Annotated in this window: 15 protein-coding genes; 3 read left to right on the top strand and 12 right to left on the bottom strand. The window is 42.7% G+C overall.

Annotation, left to right across the window (positions count from 1 at the left end; translation table 11 throughout):
- Nucleotides 1-500: 500 nt before the first annotated feature.
- A complete protein-coding gene (locus AC0J5Y_RS04890; RefSeq protein WP_475131790.1) occupies nt 501-2,291 on the top strand; it encodes a potassium/proton antiporter in 1,791 nt (596 codons plus the stop codon).
- A gap of 113 nt (nt 2,292-2,404) precedes the next feature.
- On the opposite strand, the gene AC0J5Y_RS04895 is transcribed toward AC0J5Y_RS04890, so the two are convergent.
- Nucleotides 2,405-2,938 carry a DUF2058 domain-containing protein gene (locus AC0J5Y_RS04895; RefSeq protein WP_475131791.1) on the bottom strand — a complete coding sequence of 178 codons (534 nt, stop codon included), beginning with the start codon at nt 2,936-2,938 and terminating at the stop codon, nt 2,405-2,407.
- A gap of 187 nt (nt 2,939-3,125) precedes the next feature.
- Nucleotides 3,126-3,821 (bottom strand): haloacid dehalogenase type II, encoded by a 696-nt coding sequence (locus AC0J5Y_RS04900; RefSeq protein ID WP_475131792.1) that lies wholly within the window; start codon nt 3,819-3,821, stop codon nt 3,126-3,128.
- A 181-nt stretch (nt 3,822-4,002) separates the two neighbouring features.
- Here AC0J5Y_RS04900 and AC0J5Y_RS04905 point away from each other — a divergent pair, with 181 nt between their 5' ends.
- Nucleotides 4,003-4,611, top strand: a complete 609-nt coding sequence (locus AC0J5Y_RS04905) for a TetR/AcrR family transcriptional regulator (protein WP_475131793.1) — start codon at nt 4,003-4,005, stop codon at nt 4,609-4,611.
- 184 nt (nt 4,612-4,795) lie between these two features.
- Here the strand turns inward: AC0J5Y_RS04905 and AC0J5Y_RS04910 are convergent, their stop codons facing one another.
- From AC0J5Y_RS04910 to bhcA, 7 genes are all read right to left on the bottom strand, one after another.
- Nucleotides 4,796-5,350 (bottom strand): carboxymuconolactone decarboxylase family protein, encoded by a 555-nt coding sequence (locus tag AC0J5Y_RS04910; RefSeq protein WP_475131794.1) that lies wholly within the window; start codon nt 5,348-5,350, stop codon nt 4,796-4,798.
- A gap of 275 nt (nt 5,351-5,625) precedes the next feature.
- Nucleotides 5,626-6,444: a sterol desaturase family protein gene (locus AC0J5Y_RS04915; protein ID WP_475131795.1), complete on the bottom strand. Its 819-nt coding sequence runs from the start codon at nt 6,442-6,444 to the stop codon at nt 5,626-5,628.
- A gap of 194 nt (nt 6,445-6,638) precedes the next feature.
- A complete protein-coding gene (locus AC0J5Y_RS04920; protein ID WP_475131796.1) occupies nt 6,639-8,807 on the bottom strand; it encodes an FAD-dependent oxidoreductase in 2,169 nt (722 codons plus the stop codon).
- Between the two features lie 466 nt (nt 8,808-9,273).
- Entirely contained in the window at nt 9,274-10,275 is a 1,002-nt protein-coding gene (gene bhcD, locus AC0J5Y_RS04925; RefSeq protein WP_475131797.1) for an iminosuccinate reductase BhcD, read from the bottom strand.
- A 145-nt stretch (nt 10,276-10,420) separates the two neighbouring features.
- Nucleotides 10,421-11,575 carry a 3-hydroxy-D-aspartate aldolase BhcC gene (bhcC, locus tag AC0J5Y_RS04930; protein WP_475131798.1) on the bottom strand — a complete coding sequence of 385 codons (1,155 nt, stop codon included), beginning with the start codon at nt 11,573-11,575 and terminating at the stop codon, nt 10,421-10,423.
- An 87-nt stretch (nt 11,576-11,662) separates the two neighbouring features.
- Nucleotides 11,663-12,658, bottom strand: coding sequence for a beta-hydroxyaspartate dehydratase BhcB (gene bhcB, locus AC0J5Y_RS04935; protein ID WP_475131799.1), 996 nt, complete (start codon nt 12,656-12,658; stop codon nt 11,663-11,665).
- Between the two features lie 64 nt (nt 12,659-12,722).
- A complete protein-coding gene (bhcA, locus tag AC0J5Y_RS04940; RefSeq protein ID WP_475131800.1) occupies nt 12,723-13,898 on the bottom strand; it encodes an L-aspartate--glyoxylate aminotransferase BhcA in 1,176 nt (391 codons plus the stop codon).
- Nucleotides 13,899-14,599: 701 nt separating this feature from the next.
- Here bhcA and AC0J5Y_RS04945 point away from each other — a divergent pair.
- Nucleotides 14,600-16,282: an NAD-dependent malic enzyme gene (locus AC0J5Y_RS04945; RefSeq protein ID WP_475131801.1), complete on the top strand. Its 1,683-nt coding sequence runs from the start codon at nt 14,600-14,602 to the stop codon at nt 16,280-16,282.
- 203 nt (nt 16,283-16,485) lie between these two features.
- Here the strand turns inward: AC0J5Y_RS04945 and ureG are convergent, their stop codons facing one another.
- Genes ureG through ureE form a run of 3 tightly spaced genes read right to left on the bottom strand, consistent with a single transcriptional unit; the run spans nt 16,486 to nt 18,558 of the window.
- Nucleotides 16,486-17,139: an urease accessory protein UreG gene (gene ureG, locus AC0J5Y_RS04950; RefSeq protein ID WP_475131802.1), complete on the bottom strand. Its 654-nt coding sequence runs from the start codon at nt 17,137-17,139 to the stop codon at nt 16,486-16,488.
- 38 nt (nt 17,140-17,177) lie between these two features.
- Nucleotides 17,178-17,993: an urease accessory protein UreF gene (locus AC0J5Y_RS04955; protein ID WP_475131803.1), complete on the bottom strand. Its 816-nt coding sequence runs from the start codon at nt 17,991-17,993 to the stop codon at nt 17,178-17,180.
- Nucleotides 17,986-18,558 (bottom strand): urease accessory protein UreE, encoded by a 573-nt coding sequence (gene ureE, locus AC0J5Y_RS04960; RefSeq protein WP_475131804.1) that lies wholly within the window; start codon nt 18,556-18,558, stop codon nt 17,986-17,988. Before ureE ends, AC0J5Y_RS04955 begins: the two co-directional genes overlap by 8 nt.
- Nucleotides 18,559-18,608 lie beyond the last annotated feature (50 nt).

The following is an 18,608-nucleotide window of genomic DNA, read 5'->3' on the forward strand; positions in this document are numbered from 1 at the left end:
AATAAGTTTTAATCAAAAAAGCTCGTTGAGTCACTAAACTCAATGGGCTTTTTTGAGGATTTTTTTTGATATCGATTAACTAACTAGAGATATTGCTTATGTCGATTTGCAGACTTTAGTATCATGGTAGGTTGGGTTGTAGTTGGTCCTTAACACTTAATAGGACATACCTTAATTATGATTTGGCTGAAAATGCTTATTGGCGTCTTGATGGTACTGGCGATTCAATTATTCGCGCAAACCAGTTTTTTCTATATGGCTGCACTTACCCCACTTTTAGGTTGATTAGTCATTAAACAAGCAGCTTAAACGATGCAAAAGAGTGGTTTATCAACTGAATATATAGGCTAAGGTGACTATTTCTAAAGATAATTTTTATAGATTCCGTTGTAGATGTTATGCTTAAGGACGATTTTATCGTGTTACCTGCAACAAACTCATAACCAAACTATATCGATAACTCCATTCGTCATCACTGATAAAAATAGGGCTTAAAAAAGATGGATACCTTAAATATCCTATACCTTGTAGGGGCATTGTTAATTTTCGCTAGTATCATGGCAAGCACATTGTCAGCACGTTTGGGCGTTCCGTTGTTGCTGTTGTTTTTAATGGTAGGGATGCTGGCTGGCGAAGAGGGTATCTTAGGTATCGAGTTTTCCCAATATGCTATTGCTAATTTTGTTGGGCAAGCCGCTTTAGCTTGCATCTTGTTAGATGGTGGTCTACGTACCTCTTTTAAGTCCTTTCGCGTTGGTCTTAAGCCTGCTGTTACACTCGCTACTTGGGGTGTCCTCGCGACTGTCCTGATACTGGGCATATTCGTGACCTGGCTCCTCGATGTCGATTGGCGTCTTGGTCTATTGATGGCGGCGATCGTTGGTTCAACTGATGCAGCAGCGGTGTTTTCGCTATTGCGTAATGGTGGCGTCAAGCTTAACGATCGTGTACAAGCTACATTGGAGCTAGAGTCAGGTGCCAACGATCCTTTGGCTATTTTGCTTGTGACAGGATTGATTGCTTTAAATGTCGATCACGCTGGGCAAACGCTACTGGGCTTTTTAGGGTTACTATTACAGCAGCTCAGCTTTGGTCTTGGCATGGGTTTGCTGTTCGGCTATTTATTAGCAAGGCTATTACCCAAGATACACTTGGCAGAAGGTATGTACGCTATCTTAATTATGTCTGCAGGCTTGGCAGTCTTTGCCGCGACCAATTTGATTGGGGGTAGTGGGTTTTTGGCGATTTACCTGACCGGTGTGCTGATTGGCAATCATAAAGTACGCTCAACCGAGCATGTCATGCGGGTGATGGATAGCTTTGCTTGGTTATCACAAGCGGTTCTTTTTGTGGTGCTAGGTTTACTAGTGACGCCATCGAACGTTATCGATGTTTGGTATTATTCAGTGGCGATTGCCGCCTTTATGATTTTGATTGCTCGTCCTATCGCGGTCTATACGAGTGTCAAACCTTTCAAATTCAAAGACAGAGAAATCGGTTTTATCTCTTGGGTTGGTTTGCGTGGTGCGGTTCCCATTACCCTTGCGATATTGCCAGTCATGGCAGGCATAGATGGCGCCTTTATGCTATTTGATATTGCCTTCGGTGTGGTGGTCTTGTCTTTGATTTTGCAAGGCACGACCATCCCTTTTATGGCAAATTTGTTTAAAGTGCGTATTCCGAATAATAAAGATCCAGAAGAAGAGCATGAAGTTTGGGTATCTGATAAAGCGAGCATTACCTTATATGAATTTGAAGTAAAACCTGGCGCATTTGCGATTGACCGTCATCCGATGGGCATCTCTAACCGTGTCAGCCCTGATGAGATTAGTATCTTTGCTTTGGTACGTCGGCAACACATTGTGATGGTTGAAGAAACGACCAAGCTCAAATGTGGGGATAGAGTCTGGTATGCGATGAGAGGTAATCATGCCAGTCAAATTGCCAAGATTTTCAATGATACGACACTCGATCGTAAAGCCATTGATGACTTTTATGGCGATTGGTTACTGTCACCCAGCGTGAAGCTTGGAGATTTGCCCTTTTTTACCGATATCATGGCGTCTGAGTCTCTTGTAGATAAGCTAAAGGCAAAACCTGAAAACACTTCAAAAATTATGTGGGAGCAGACGGTCGCTGAGTATGTCATAGACAATTTGGATATGAAGCCAGTGTCAGGCGATATGGTTGCTATCAGTGATGAATGGTCATTGGTCATTAAAGAAGTGGACGAGAAAGGCAGGCTGAGAACGATTGGTTTAAAGCATCAAGAGTTTGCTAAGGCGATTTGATTTTTTGCTATAGTGACTTCAGTATTAAAATGATACAGCGGGATTGGGATGACTATTGAAAAGCCCTATTGATCATCAATAGGGCTTTTCAATAGTATTATCTACAGCAGTGATTACCACATTAAATCATCTGGGATCACATAGGCGGCGTACGGATCGTCTTCTGCCAGCTCATCTTCTGCAGTAGCGTTTGATACCACCATAAAGCCTGTCATCTTTGAATCGATACGATCGGCAAGTGGGCGCGGTAGTAGGGCATAGCTGTCGTCTAAGCGAGCAATGACCACGTGACCTGCCACGATTTGATCGTATAGCTTTTGAGTAATAGAGATTTTTTTGACTTTGGCATCATCGACAAATTGATAGCTGATGTCGCCATTTGTCTCAGTCAGTTGATGCTGCTTAATCATTTGAATGATATTGGCTTTTAGCATCTTCTCTTCTAAGATGCGCTGTTTTTCTTGATTGAGCTTTTGGTCTTTTTCTAGCTTCTTAGCTTGGGCGTCTGCCAAGGCTTTTTTAGCTTCGATATTTGATGCATCGCCAGTGCGTTTGGCGTGCTGCGTCTGTTTGCTTATTTTGTTGGCTTTCTTGCTATCAACCAAGCCTGCTTTTAAAAGTTGAGCCTGTAGGGCGTTTTTTGCCATATCTGCATTACCTAAATGAAACTAACTAAGTGAAATAATATAAATCGTCATCAGTCATGGTAACAAATTCTGCCAAGAGATGTCATCAAATACGGCAATCCTAAAGTTTTTTATCAAAAAATCGTCTGTCAGATAATTGAGTCACATATCTTTTTAGAATAATTGCTGTAGGTTGTTGTCCACCGGCTTAAGAGCTTTGATGGTTAATAATGTGTTCAGCGAGGGTAATGAGGTCTGAAGCGATAAAGTCGGGTTTTGGTACATTGGGTGCTGAAAGTAGCGCGTTATAAGGTCGAGTGATAAAAGCCCCTTGGCAGCCAGCTGCTTGAGCACCGATAACATCCCAGAGATGACAGGCGACAAGACATAGCTCTGAGGTCTCAACGGACAGCTCGCGAGCGACCATTTGATATGTTGCCGGTGCAGGTTTGAATTGGCTAACCCTTGCCACGCTAAAATTCTGCTCAAAGAATTCACTCAGTCCTGCTTTTTCAAGCAGTGTCGGAGAGGCGCTGGGGGCTGAGTTGGTCAAGGTCACCAATCTAAGTCCTGCATCACGCAGTTTGGTCAAAGCAGGGATGGCGTCAGGGTGAGCGGGCATCTGACTCATACGCTGCTTAAACTCCTGAATATCGTCTTCTGTTAGCGTAACAGCATGAATATCTGCGGTCATTTGCAACGCACCAACGCCAAGCTCACCAAAAGGTGTGTAAAGACCAGTTAAAGTCATGGTTTGCGAATAAAGTACCAACTGCGCGAACCACTCTCTGAGTCTGTTATTATCCCCAAATAAGCGCGTGAATAAGGGCGTGAGTGTCTCGATATCGAGTAAGGTTTCGTTGACGTCGAACACGATAATAGGAGCTGAGTAGATAGAGGACATAGAACTTCCTTTTGCAATAAAGTAAGTCGTACTAGTGAGATTCGATAATATAGTAAAGACATGGGTAAACTTACTTTAGCTGGACTTGAGTAATCATTCAAGATAAAATTGAGTAGTCACTCAAATTGCATAACCATGTTTACTTTATTGTCTAAAATCATGGGATAAAAATTGGATTATTATGTCACGTACCACACTATATAATCGTCATGAAGCATTAGAGCGGGCCATACAGCTGTTCTGGCAAAAAGGCTTTCATGCAACCTCTTTAAAGGATATCGAGCAAGCGCTTGATATGCGACCAGGCAGTATTTATGCTGCTTTTGGTAATAAAGACGGATTGTTTCAAGAAGCGCTTGATTACTATGCACAGGCAGGTCTAAAGGAGCTTGAGCGTACATTAGGCTGCTATGAGTCTCCTTTATTAGGATTGGCAGCTTACATGCGTCAGCTTGGTGATATCCGCGAAAAAAATCTGCCCAGTCGAGCATGTATGTTGGTCAAAAGCTTACTTGAGCTTGGTGCCCGTGAACATTTAGCATTAGATAAAGTTGAAAAGTTACTAGCTGGTATGGAGGCGCGTTTTGCCGCATGTTTTGTGGAGGCGCAGCAGCTAGGAGAGCTGGATGACACGCTCGATCCACTGAGGTTGGCCCGTCGATTACAAGCCGAGGTTATGGGACTGCGTGCGTTTGCTCAGCGCGATGTTAACAGTGCAGCGGTCCAGTTACTTGCAGAGGATATGGCTTCTTCTATAGAGAGTTTACGTAAGGATATGTCTGCTGGTTAAATTGGGTTATAAAAGTGAGCCACTTGGCATTACTTATGCCATATTAATAACACTGTTAAAGATAGAATGATAGGTAATAAAACGGGCAGCTTAGAACTCTAGGCTGCCCGTTTTGATACTTAAATTACATTATTTGTGAGATTTTTTTTAGTCCACGAGCTGGATATGGGTATAAAGTAAATCATTAGTTAGCCTTATGCCATTCAAATTTTTGAAAAGGCTTATCGATTGGCGTATTAGCCAGATGGTTGGTGTAGTTACTCATAACTTTCTGTGCTGCCCCTAATACCACTTCTAGTACTTGACGTTTGGTGAATCCTGCACCCAAAAACGCTTGTACAGCGTCATCACTGACATTGCCACGATCACGAACCACAGATAGAGTAAAGTCACGTAAAGCTTCTAGTTTTGCAGTTGGTAGTGGCGTCTCGTCACGTAATGCATCAGTGATAGCATCATCGACTTTCATGCTTTTGGCAATACCAGTGTGAGCTGGCACACAATAATGACATTCATGCTCGACGTTGATGGTTTGCCATACTACCGTGGTCTCTTCGTCATCAAAGCTGCTGTCTAAGAACAGTTGATGTAGACGTTGGTAGCCTTCAAGCAATCCAGGCGCTTCAGCCATTACGGCATGCAGATTTGGAATCATACCAAACGCATTGATTGAAGCATCAAGTAATGCTGTGCTTTCTACTGGCGCGCTTTGTTTGTCATGTAATGTGAAGTCAGTCATATATAATTCCTATTTGGTATTAGCAAAAGTATTAAAATTTTATTCAATCATTTAGGTTAAAAAATAACGATAATATGTGATTAAAGTTAGAGCCCATTATCTTAAAGGTATCACCTTCTACTTGTTAACTGACACCACTATAAATGATTTTGAGCAATCACTCAAATATAACTTGAATGAGTGCTCAAATATTTGTAATGCTGGTTAACAATTAAAGGTTTTGCTAGCAATTGATTGTCCGTATTTACCCGCCTAGCTATGGTTAAATGCTACATTTACTTTTGATTGGATTGATTTATAGAGGGTTTATTTTTAAAAGGCATGAGCAATAATCTCCATAGCGAGGCGTTTTGTTTGGCATCGGGGTACTCTGTTAGACCGATATCTAACGCTTGGTCAGGTTTTGAGGCTTTACTTTTGTAGCTACCAAAAAGCCAATCCCACCAAGTCACACTAAAGCCGTAATTGGAGTTGGTCTCACTGACCCGTTGGCTGTGATGAATACGGTGTAAGACTTGCGTGACTAAAATCAAGCGTAAAGGCTTCTCAATCACGGGTGGCAGCCGAATATTGGCATGATTAAACATAGCTAACCCATTTAAGGCAATCTCGAATATAAGTACCGCTATAGCAGGGACACCAAGCATACTAACGACAATGAGCTTGAGTAATATGCTTAGGACTATCTCGATAGGATGAAATCTAAGCCCGGTGCTGGCATCTATATGCGCATCAGCATGATGAACACGGTGCAAGCGCCAGAGGATTGGTACTCGGTGAAACAAGCGATGTTGCCAGTAGATAACAATATCAAGCAATAATAAGCTTAAAATAATAGCTGCAACATCAGGTATCTCAATTGAATTAAATACACCGATACCGTTTTTTTGATTATATATGGCGACCGTAGTCAGCCCGATGGGCACTGCTAAACGGGCAAGAAAAGAAGAGGCAAATACCAACCCAAGGTTGGCAAACCAACGTGTGCTGGTTTTAATCGGTGATTGCCGTGCGGGATGCTTATGTTCAACGAGCATCATAATGACCAATATGCTAAAGAAAAAGCCCAAACGCCACCACATCTCATGTGCCATTATTGAACTCCTTGATGGGCTTGTTTCTATCGGTTTTGAGCCGTCTAAGCGTATAGTCGATTCTCAATAAAACCGATACGTTAGCTGCTGCAAAGATGCTAGCCAATACCAGTTTCATCCGTGTATAACCTCTGTTGCCATTGAAAATTACGGTTATTATTCATAGCTGCTGGCAAGCTAGTAGGGTGCATGAATTAACCTCGACGCCAAGTATGATACTTCTCAAGCAATTGCAGCGCTTTTTTAGGCGCATGATTGCGTTTCCATTCGCCAGCGGCATACTTATTGCCTTCCGCCCATGTTGGATAGATATGAATGGTGCCCAGCATTTTATTCAGCCCTAGATTGTGTTTCATGGCTAGTACAAACTCAGCCATCAAGTCACCAGCATGTTCAGCGACGATAGTCACACCCAATATTTTATCTTTACCCTTTGGCGTAATGACCTTGATAAAGCCATGATTGGCGCTTTCGGTCACCGCCCGATCTAAGTCTTTAAAGTCATAACGTGTGATTTCAAAGTCGATACCTTTATCAATCGCTTCTTGCTCATTTAAGCCCACTCGTGCTACTTCTGGGTCAATAAACGTCGTCCATGGAATCACGCGATAATCCACTTTGAATTTTTTAAGATGACCAAATAAGCCATTGACCGCAGCGTACCATGCTTGATGAGCAGCCACATGGGTGAATTGATAAGGACCTACGATATCACCTGCCGCATAGATATTGGGGTAAAGGGTCTCAAGGTACTCATCAGTATCAATGGTACGCTCAGTGTCGATGCCCAAGGTATCAAGCCCATAACCTTCTAGGCGCGCACTACGACCAACTGCACAAATCAACTCGTCATATTCAATGGCAGTTTCTTGTTGATCATCAGTGCTGCCTTTTGGTGCTACGATAATATATTTTTTGCCATCCCGAGTTTCACAGCGAATTGCTTGCTGTGAGGTCAAGATAGTAACGCCGCTCTCAGTCAGTGCTTCTTGAGCAAACACAGAAACGTCGACATCTTCTTTTTTCATCAGCCGCACACCTCTTTCGATTTGGGTCACATCAGAGCCTAAACGAGCAAAGGCTTGCGCCAGCTCACAGCCAATGGGTCCGCCGCCAAGTACGACCAGCTTGCTCGGCGCTTTATCAAGTTGTGCAAATTTATCCCAAAGAGTGTCGCTGGTCACATAACCTGTCTCTTCTAAACCCGGTAGGTCTGGGACAAAGGGACGTGCGCCCGTCGCGATAACGATAGAGCACGCGGTTAAGGTCTGAGTACCACCATCATTTAAGTCAATCTCAACCGTCCATGGGTCAATGAGCTTTGCATAGCCTTTTAATACCTCGACACCCAGTTCTGTATAACGCTCAACACTGTCATTGGGAGCGATATCAGCAATGACTTTATGGATGCGAGACATGATATTCTTGAATGTAAAATCCGGTTGGGTATTGTTGAGTCCGTAACGCTTGCCATGGCGTATCTGCTCAACCACTTTTGCACTTTTTATCAGCGCTTTACTGGGAACGCAGCCATAGTTTAAGCAGTCGCCGCCCATCTCACCTGCCTCAATCAATGTGACTTTTGCTTTGACGGTCGCAGCAATATAGCTGGTGACAAGTCCGCCAGCACCGGCACCGATCACAATCATATTACGGTCGAATTTTTTGGGCTTATCATAGTTTTTATAGACACGGCGTTTCTTTAGTATCGTTAATATGCCCTTTGCTATCAGAGGAAATAACCCTAATAACGCAAATGAAGCCAGCAGATTAAAAGACAAAATGCCAGATAACTGCTCGATTTGTGCCAATTGCGTACCCGCATTCACAAATACAAAAGTGCCGGCAAGCATGCCGATTTGGCTGACCCAATAAAAGGTCCGTGCTTTGATAGCAGTCAAACCCATCAGTAAGTTGATGAGAAAAAAGGGGAATATCGGCACCAAGCGTAGCGTAAATAAATAAAATCCGCCTTCTTTTTTTATACCTGCATCGATAGAGGCAAGACGGTCAGGAAAACGCTGTTTAATGGTATCGCGTAACAAATAACGCGAAGTCAAAAAGGCCAATGTAGCACCGATACTGGAGGCAAATGAGGCGACCAATACCCCTTGTACTAAACCAAATAAAGCACCCGCTGCCAAAGTTAAAATAGCGGCGCCGGGTAAAGATAATGCCGTGACTAAGATATAGACCAAAAAAAAGCCGCCGATGACTAACCATGGCGACTGTGTTTTGTATTGCTCAAACTGATCCATCGAGCCTTTTAAGCCCTCAAGTGTTAATAATTCATTGAGGTCAAAATAAAAAAAGCCAATGACACCAATCAAGACCGCGAATATCAAAACTATTTTTTTAATCATGGATTATCCAGATAAATAATATAAAACATCATGTAGTAAAGAATCACCTAGCAAAGAATAACGCTGTATTCCTACTATAAGCCAGTTTTCCATATAGTTATGTTATAAATGACTGTTCAAAATTTAGTCACAGATATACGTAAAATATGACATTTATGCATTGTAATCGTTATTGAGCGATTGTTCAAATATAATATTGTGGATGGCTTGAGACAAATTTGAGATATAGTCAGGGAAAAGTAATATCGATACATCAAGTACTGCTGATATTAATTTTTCTTGCTTGCTGTGCCTACGCAGACAGAGGCTGCAAAAAATTTATACCAGCAGCACTGTAGCGTTTTTGAGATATTTTAACTATAGAAGAAGGTAGTGATAAGCGTCCGCTGCTTATATCAGTATTATAAAAAACCGCCAAATAAATTCCCTACTTGGCGGTTGTAAAATACAGTGGCGAGTATCCTGATTATAACGAGATATGCTGAGCTTCGCCTTTTTCAAGGGCAAGCTTAGCGGCAGCAGAGGCTACTGCTAAATCTTGTAAACCAATACCCGTACCATCGAACAAGGTAATTTCATTATCTGAGCTACGACCTGGGTGATCTCCATTAATAACATCACCAAGCGTGGTGATATCACTCTCTTTAATAGCGCCAGATTTAATCGCATGCTGGGCTTCACCAAGACTGATTGATTGCGCGATTTCATCTGTAAATACAGTAGCAGCCGCTACTAAGTTGACATCAACTTCTTGCTTACCAACGGTATCGGTGCCCATACAGGCGATATGTGTACCGGGTTTGATCCACTCTCTCATCAGTAATGGCTCAAACGCTGAAGTAATGGTAATGATTACATCCGCCTCGCTACATAACTGCTCACGCTCAACGGCTTCAAACGGTACCCCTAATTCTTCAGCGACGGCTTGTAGGTTTTTGAGACGGTCTTTATTGTTATTCCAAGCGACTACTTTTTCAAAATTGCGTTGCTCAAGTGCAGCACGTAGCTGAAAAGTAGACTGATGACCGGCGCCAACCATACCAAGTACTTTGCTGTCTTTACGTGCTAGATAGGCGATTGATACGGCCGATGCGGCGGCGGTACGTACGGCAGTTAAATAGTTGCCGCCGACCAGTGCACGCAATTTACCATTATCTGGATTGAATAAGAAAATCGTGGATTGATGATTGGTCAAGCCTTTAGCCGCATTATCTGGCCAGTAGCCACCTGATTTTAGACCTAGTGATTTTCCTGCACGGTCAAAACCTGATTTAAAGCCGTATAACGCATCAGCATAGCCAATGGCTTCGCGGATAACAGGGAAGTTATAGGCGTCCCCTCGTGACATTGACGCAAAAACATTTTCAACGGCGATAAAGGCAGAAGGGCGATCAATCACCGATTTGCAAGCGTCTTCTGATACGATCAATAAACCTTCGTCATTATTAACACTATTTGCTTCACTCATTATAAATTCCTTTTTATGCTTTTTAATTTGTAATTCTTGAATACTTTAAATAAATAAGGGCTGCTGTAGGCTAAAGCTACAACAGCCCATCTAAACTAAACGGATAAAATGGTACTAATTTAGCTTATAGTTCCTAATACAGTTCTTAGTACATTTTACCGCGTGCAGATACTGGCCATACGGTTTCAACTTTACCGTTACGTACACCAATATAAAAATCATGAACGTTACAAGTAGGATCACAGTGACCCGGTACCAGTTTTAGTTTTTCATTGATTTCAAGTACGCCGTTTGGATCGCTGACTACGCCATGCTCGTCTGAACATTTGACATATTCAACATCATTACGACCATAGATGAATGGTAGACCACTATCGACAGACTGAGCTTTTAGACCCGCATCAACGATGGCTTTGTCAGGCTTAGCATGGCTCATCACAGACGTTAGGATGAATAAGGCATTTTCCCACTCACCAGCATCGATGCGGTTGCCGTCTTCATCTAGAATACGACCATAATCGGCATCCATAAACGCGTAAGAGCCACACTGTAATTCGTTAAAAACACCTGAATTACTTTCGAAGTAATAACTACCTGTACCGCCGCCAGATACAAATTCTGGCTTAAGACCGATTTCAGTAAGTGCATCGATAGCTTCTTGTACTTGATCGATAGCGATTTGTGTTTTCGCTTTACGATCGCTAAAGCTGTCCATGTGTTGCATCGCGCCTTGATAAGCTTGGATACCAGTGAAGTTTAGATTTTCAGCGGCATCAATTACTTTGGCAATCTCAATAACCGCTTCAGTAGTAGTGACACCGCAGCGTCCAGCGCCACAATCGATTTCGATATAGCAGTTCAGTTCAGTGCCTGCTTTGGTTGCAGCAGCAGATAATTCAGCGACGTTATCGACATCATCGACACAGACGGTAATGTTCGCGCCCATCTTAGGTAAATTGGCTAAGCGCTCAATCTTGGCTGGATTACGGACTTGGTTTGATACCAATACGTCTTTTATGCCACCACGGACGAATACTTCTGCTTCAGAAACCTTTTGACAGCAAACGCCAATAGCGCCGCCAAGCTCTTCTTGTAAATTTTGTACGTCTACGGATTTGTGCATTTTACCGTGGCTACGATGGCGCATATTATGCGCTTTGGCGTAATCGCCCATTTTTTTGACGTTACGCTCAAGGGCGTCAAGATTCAAGATCAAACAAGGGGTTTGAATGTCAGCTTCGTCCATACCAACAGCGGCGGGTACGTTGTAACCTACTTCTAATTCGGCAGTCATTGTCATTTTAATTCTTCCATGTTATGAGTTAGTGTTATAAAAAGCCGTTTAAACTTGCGCATTACTGGCGCTTAGTTAACGCTTAATTGGTACTCAGTTATTGATACCTAAATTCCAAGGCAATTTGTCAAGATCAACGTTACCACCAGTGATGATGACGCCAACCTTTTTACCGGCAAAAACGTCTTTATTCTTTAGGATGACAGCAAGCGGTACAGCACAGCTTGGCTCAATGATAATTTTCATATGTGTCCAAGTCAGTTTCATCGCTTCAACGATTTCTTCTTCGGTCGCAGTCAAAATATCAGTCACATAATTGCTAACAAAATGCCAAGTCAAATCTTTAAGCGGGACTTTTAAGCCATCAGCAATCGTGCTTGGTGCATCATCAGCGATAATATGACCGGCTTTAAAAGAGCGCGCAGCATCATCAGCGTTTACTGGCTCTGCAGCATAGATCTTGACATCAGGTGCTAAGTTCGATAGCGTCAAGCACGTCCCTGAAATCATACCGCCACCACCAATGGGTGCCACAACCATGTCAGGTTTCTCGCCAATCTCTTCCATTTGCTCTAAAAATTCACGTGAGCAGGTCGCTTGTCCGGCGATTACACGTGGGTCATTATAGGGATGGACAAAGTCGCCGCCTGTTTCTGCTTGAACTTTGGCAAAGACTTCTTCACGTGATGTGGTTGATGGCTGACATTCGGTGATGATGCCGCCATAGCCACGAACGGCTGCTTTTTTGGCTTCTGGCGCGCTATGCGGCATCACCACATTACATGGTATACCACGCTGGCCTGCAGCATAAGATAAAGATAGGGCATGGTTACCTGAGCTGTGTGTACAGACGCCATTTTTGGCAATTTCGTCAGAGAGACCAAACACTGCGTTTGATGCGCCACGTACCTTAAACGCACCCGCTTTTTGAAAGTTCTCACATTTAAAGAACATCTCACAGCCAGCCAGCTCATTTAAAAAGCGAGAGGTCAAAACAGGGGTGCGATGGATATAGGGTTTGATGCGCTCATGCGCCTCTAACATATCATCAAGGGTTGGAATCACTAATCCATTATCGTTTGTGATCATAAAAAATAGTCCTTTATCTTTTGTTTAATGTCTCGTTGTTTAATGGCTAGATATCTAATAGCTTTTATTTCGTTGGTGCACTGTTGCGATAATACTCTTGCGCAGCAGCAACGCCTTGTCCGAGTTTAATAGGGTAGCCCAAATCAACCATCGCCATCTCAATCGTTGCAAGCCCTGCTAGTATCATAACTTCAGTTAATGAACCTAGATGACCGATTCTAAACGCTTTACCATTCATCTCGCCCAAACCGATACCAAAAGAGATACCGTATTTATTAAAAGCATGATCGGTCAGCTTATTACTATCAAAGCCTTCAGGAACGAAGATGGCGCTGACGGTATGAGAATAGAGGTCAGGTGTTTTTGCACACAGTTTCATACCCCATGCGCTAACGGCTTGGCGTACGCCTTCAGCTAGACGGTAATGACGTGCATAGACATTCTCAAGACCTTCGTCAAACAACATCTCAAGACTTTCTCTTAGACCGTAGATGAGATTTAATGGGGGTGTATAAGGAAAGCCGCCGTTGGCATTGGCATTTAACATATCACGAAAAGCAAAATAAGTACGTGGCAGCTTCGCCTCTTCCATATGACCCAAGGCTTTTTGACTGACGCCCAATATTGCCATACCTGTTGCGAGCATAAAGCCTTTTTGTGAGCCGGCAACCGCAACGTCTACGCCCCAAGCATCCATCTCAAAAGGCACACAAGCAATTGAGCTAACACCATCTACGAATAACAAAGCAGGGTGATCACTGCTATCCATGGCTGTGCGAACCGCGCCAATATCACTTAACACACCTGTCGCGGTTTCGTTATGGGTGACCATAACAGCTTTGATTTCGTGTGCAGTGTCTTCGCTTAGGATTCTCTGGAACTGATCAGCAGGTGCGCCTGTACCCCAATCGCATTCAACAACTTGTACATCAAGTCCGTGGCGCTGACACATATCAATCCAGCGATGAGAGAACATACCATAGCGTGCGATTAGGATTTTATCGCCAGGTGACAAGGTATTGCTAATCGCAGCTTCCCAGCCGCCGGTACCGCTAGAGGTAAATAGGATAATCTCGCCATCTAGAGTACCAAATACTTTTTTACAATCAGCAAGCACTGGTAGGAACGTGTCTGAGAAATCAGGCGCACGGTGATCTTGCGTCGGCACATTCATCGCGCGACGTAATCTGTCAGGAATATTGGTAGGGCCAGGAATAAAAATGGGGTTTTGTAGTGACATGATTCTACATCCTTGTAAGTGCATATTAAGGGGCACGATAATAGTATAAGCAGGGGTTCATGCGAATGTAATGCAAGAGTCTTCCTGACTCATACAGTGTGGTTTTTATGTTTTTGAGATCTAAAAAATTAACCATGTCAAAGAAAGGAGTTGCAGGTGATTGGTCACTTAACTACTTACTGCGTTCTTTTTATGGTGTTCTTGCGGTAACGATTTTTACGAAGGATAAAATAAGAGGTTTTGGTTGAAAAGTGTAGATACTCATCAACTGCTTAAAATATAGCACTAATAGTAAGTTGTAACAAGGTGTTTTTAAATAACCTTTATGCTAGAATTGGCAAGGCTATTACAGTAACTGTTTTGTGTGAATAGCCGACATTAGTCCTATTTATTCTTTTATGCTTCGGTTGAAATAATTCATAATTGCTATTTCAGTTGTAGGATGTCTTCAAGAGCTGCTAAAAACGACTTATTTAATTAAGAAAATACAATAAAAAACCTTTCATTATCAATGTTGAGAGTTTACAAAAGACATTGTATTTATTATAGATATCAACCCTTTAAGTAGGTCAGTTTGAACGAATTTGAGCAAGCTAGAGCAAAACAGAAATTTAAATAATTTCATTTGTTTAATGAATCGATAAAAATATTTAATCCATTAGCCTTGTACTACCCCATACTTTTAATAAGAAGATTTTATCATGTTAAACCAACGTCCGTTATATATCCCCTTTGCAGGTCCTGCACTATTAGAAACCCCTTTATTGAATAAGGGCAGTGCTTTTTCATCAGAGGAGCGCGATAGCTTTAATTTAACCGGTCTATTACCTCATAATATTGAGACGATTGAAGAGCAGTCATCACGTGCTTATCTTCAACTACGCTCATTTACCAGTGATATGGATAAGCATATTTATTTGCGTAATATACAAGACACTAATGAGACATTATTTCACCATTTGATTGAGCAGCATATTGAGGAAGTTATGCCGCTCATCTATACCCCCACGGTTGGGCAAGCTTGTGAAAAATTCTCTCAAATTTATCGCCGTAAACGTGGTTTATTTATCTCTTATCCTGAACGTCATAAAATCGATGACATGCTGCAAAATGCCACCAAACAAAACGTAAAAGTCATCGTGGTTACTGATGGTGAACGTATCTTGGGCTTAGGTGACCAAGGTATTGGCGGTATGGGAATTCCAATTGGTAAATTGGCTTTATACACCGCTTGTGGTGGTATTAGTCCAGCTTATTGCTTACCTATTTTGTTAGATGTCGGTACCAATAATCAGCAGTTGCTTGACGATCCTATGTATATGGGCTGGAGAAATCCACGAATTTCTGGCGATGAGTATAATGAATTTGTAGACTTGTTTATTCAGGCTGTTAAGCGTCGTTGGCCCGAGGTGTTATTGCAATTTGAAGATTTTGCACAGGAAAATGCGACCCCATTATTGAATAAATATCGTGATCAGCTATGTTGCTTTAACGATGATATTCAAGGAACGGCTGCTGTTTCAGTCGGTACATTGATTGCAGCATGTTTAAATAAAGGCCAGAAACTTAGTCAACAAAATATTGCTTTCTTGGGTGCAGGATCTGCAGGTTGCGGTATCGCTGAGCACATTATTCGTCAGATGCAGCGTGAAGGGTTAACAGAAGAGCAGGCTCGCAGACAGGTGTTTATGGTTGATCGTTATGGTCTGCTAACCGATAGCATGACAGAGCTACAAAAATTCCAAACACCGTTAGTGCAAAAAGAAACAGATATTGAACATTGGGATAAGAGTCAAAAACTTGGGTTAGCACAAGTGGTTAAACAAGCAAGAATAACGGTCTTGTTTGGCGTAAGCGGACAAAAAGGTCTCTTTACGCAAGAGGTAGTCGAAGCTTTATGTGCTAATACTGAACATCCTATTGTATTGCCGCTCTCAAATCCAACGTCTCGTGTAGAAGCCACACCGCAAGAAGTGACTAACTGGAGTCGTGGTAAGGCCATTGTTGCAACAGGCAGTCCTTTTCCTAATACCACTTTTGAAGGTCAGTCTTTTGAGGTCTCTCAGTGTAATAACAGCTATATATTCCCTGGTATTGGCCTAGGTGTATTGGCAGCACGGGCGACAGGTATCAGCGATAATATGCTGACGGCGGCAAGCCAAGCACTGGCAGATATCTCAGTAGAATATGAAAAAGCGCCAGGTGCCATATTGCCGCCCATCAAGTTCATTAGAGAAATCAGTGAAAAAATAGCCTATGCAGTTGCTCTGCAAGCGATCGAAGATAAATTGGCATTACCAGTCACGGCGGAAAACTTAGAACGTCGATTAAAAGCTAACTTCTGGTTACCTAAATACCGCGAATATCGCCGTACTTCTTTCTAACGGTTAGAAAATATGACTAAAAAGCCGAATACTACTTTCAATCGTAGCATTCGGCTTTTTTAATGATAACAATGCTAATCCACTAGCCGCTGACGTTTTGTTGGTGAAATTTTTACGTATAGTGAATTCAGTATCAAAGCGATACCAGTACTGCGGTGGAACATAACGTATCTGTTTTAGCATGTGGCATTATAGGCATGGTCTTACGCCACGTTTATCATGCCTTTATCAAGGATAAAGGCAACAATATCATCGAGGCCTTCGCCTGTTTTCATGTTACTAAAGACCACAGGCTTATCGCCACGCATTTTTTTGGCATCACGTGCCATCACCTCAAGTGACGCACCTACGAGAGGGGCAAGGTCGGTTTTATTGATAATGAGTAAGTCCGATTTCATGATACCAGGCCCGCCTTTGCGAGGGATTTTATCGCCGGCTGAAACATCAATGACATACAAAGTTAAGTCGGATAGTTCAGGGCTAAAAGTTGCTGCCAAATTGTCACCACCAGATTCGATAATAATAAGCTCGAGACCTGTAAATTGGGCTTGTAATTCGGCAATGGCAGATAGGTTAATTGAGGCATCTTCACGAATGGCCGTATGCGGGCAGCCACCGGTTTCAACACCGCGAATGCGTTCAGCTGGCATGGCTTCATGGCGGGTTAAAAATTCAGAGTCTTCTTTGGTATAAATATCGTTAGTTACCACTGCCATATTGACGTCATCCCGCAGGCGTTGACATAGTCTTAGCGTCAACGCCGTTTTTCCTGAGCCTACAGGACCGCCTATACCTAGGCGTAGTGGTGATAATGTCATGTCTGAATGTTTGTTTTCGACTTTAGGGGTTAGTGCCATAAATAAATGTCCTCAATAAGTGTTTGGGTTATCAGCGATTAAGAGCGAAATAAGCGGCTGTATTGCCTTTCATGCTGGCAAGATAGGAGCGCTAAATTTGGTAAGTTGGCTGATATTTGTAGCTGTTGATAAAGTAGATTTAGCTTTGATATCGTTATGTCAGAGCTATCTGCCATTAACGGCATGCCTTGAGCGTACAAAAAACTTTGCCTGACGCTAGCAGCCAGTGGCTGTATTTGTTGGCTTAGTAGCTGTTGCAGCTGCCAAATAATACGCTGTCCTGCCATTTGTCCAAGTGGTACAGTTTTGACCGCAGCCAGCACCATATTTTCAATTTGGCCAAAAGCGTAAGTGGTCATGGCTTGTACAGGATTAAATTGCCAGTGCGAGCTGATATGGGCAAATAGTGGCAAAAACCCATGGGAGAGTAAGCTATCAGGCACGTTGAGTTCAAGGACATTATCAAGCCATGCGGACAAAGACAGTGCCAATTGACTTGACTCATAGATGAATTCTTTGGTTTCGCGGCTAGCGTAGTAATCTGCACCTAAAGCATCAGCAAGTGCGACGTCCTCAATCATAAGGGCTTCAATAATGAGCGCTAGTAGCGGTAGCTCATAACGACATAATGCCAGCTCCAGATAATCGCTCATAAAGTCCATGCTACTGCTTTCATCATGAATAAGCCCTGACTCAATAGCAGGTTCTATACCTTGCGAGTAGGTATAACTGCCAATAGGTAAGTTGCTTGACGCCAGCATGAGCAAACGTCCAGTTACCTCTGTATTATTCAGATTATTTATACCTTGTGCGGTATGGGCAGATTGCTGGGAGTGCGTGGCATGATTAGTCATGAGAGTTGCCGTGGGTATGTGAATGGTCGTGATCATGATGATTATGACCATGATGATTATGAGCATGATGATTATGAGCATGAGAGTGAGAATGTCCGCCTTGATTGCCTTTATAGGCACCCGTTTCTGGCTCAAACGGCGCTTGTACGGCTTGGGTATGTAGGCCAAGTTGATGTAGCATCGCTTCTAAAACATGGTCAGGCTCAAAGTACAGTGCGGTAGGGGTCAGCATTAAAGGCACATGGCGGTTGCCTAAATGGTAAGCGCCTTTCATAAGGTCAAAGTCATTATCGGCAGTCACTTTGATTAAGCCTTGCTTGGCGGCCATAATTTGTATCAAGTTGCCTTGATGATCTGCTAAAACACTGCCATTCTTAATGGTTTCCGTACGTGGCAAATCAACACCAATAGATTCTTGGTGCTCTGTTTCTGCTTTAAAACGGCTACGCTGACGGGTATCGAAATCTAAATATAAAAAGTTTTCTGCCTGTTTTTGGCCATCAACCACGGCTTGCTGCTCAGCGCTGAGGGTTGATATATCAAGACGTTGCGTATAAATGTTCATAATTCTGTTTATAGTCCGTTGAAATAGATGATTCACAGCTGATTGGAGAT

This window comes from Psychrobacter sp. TS_SC_6, assembly GCF_056156305.1.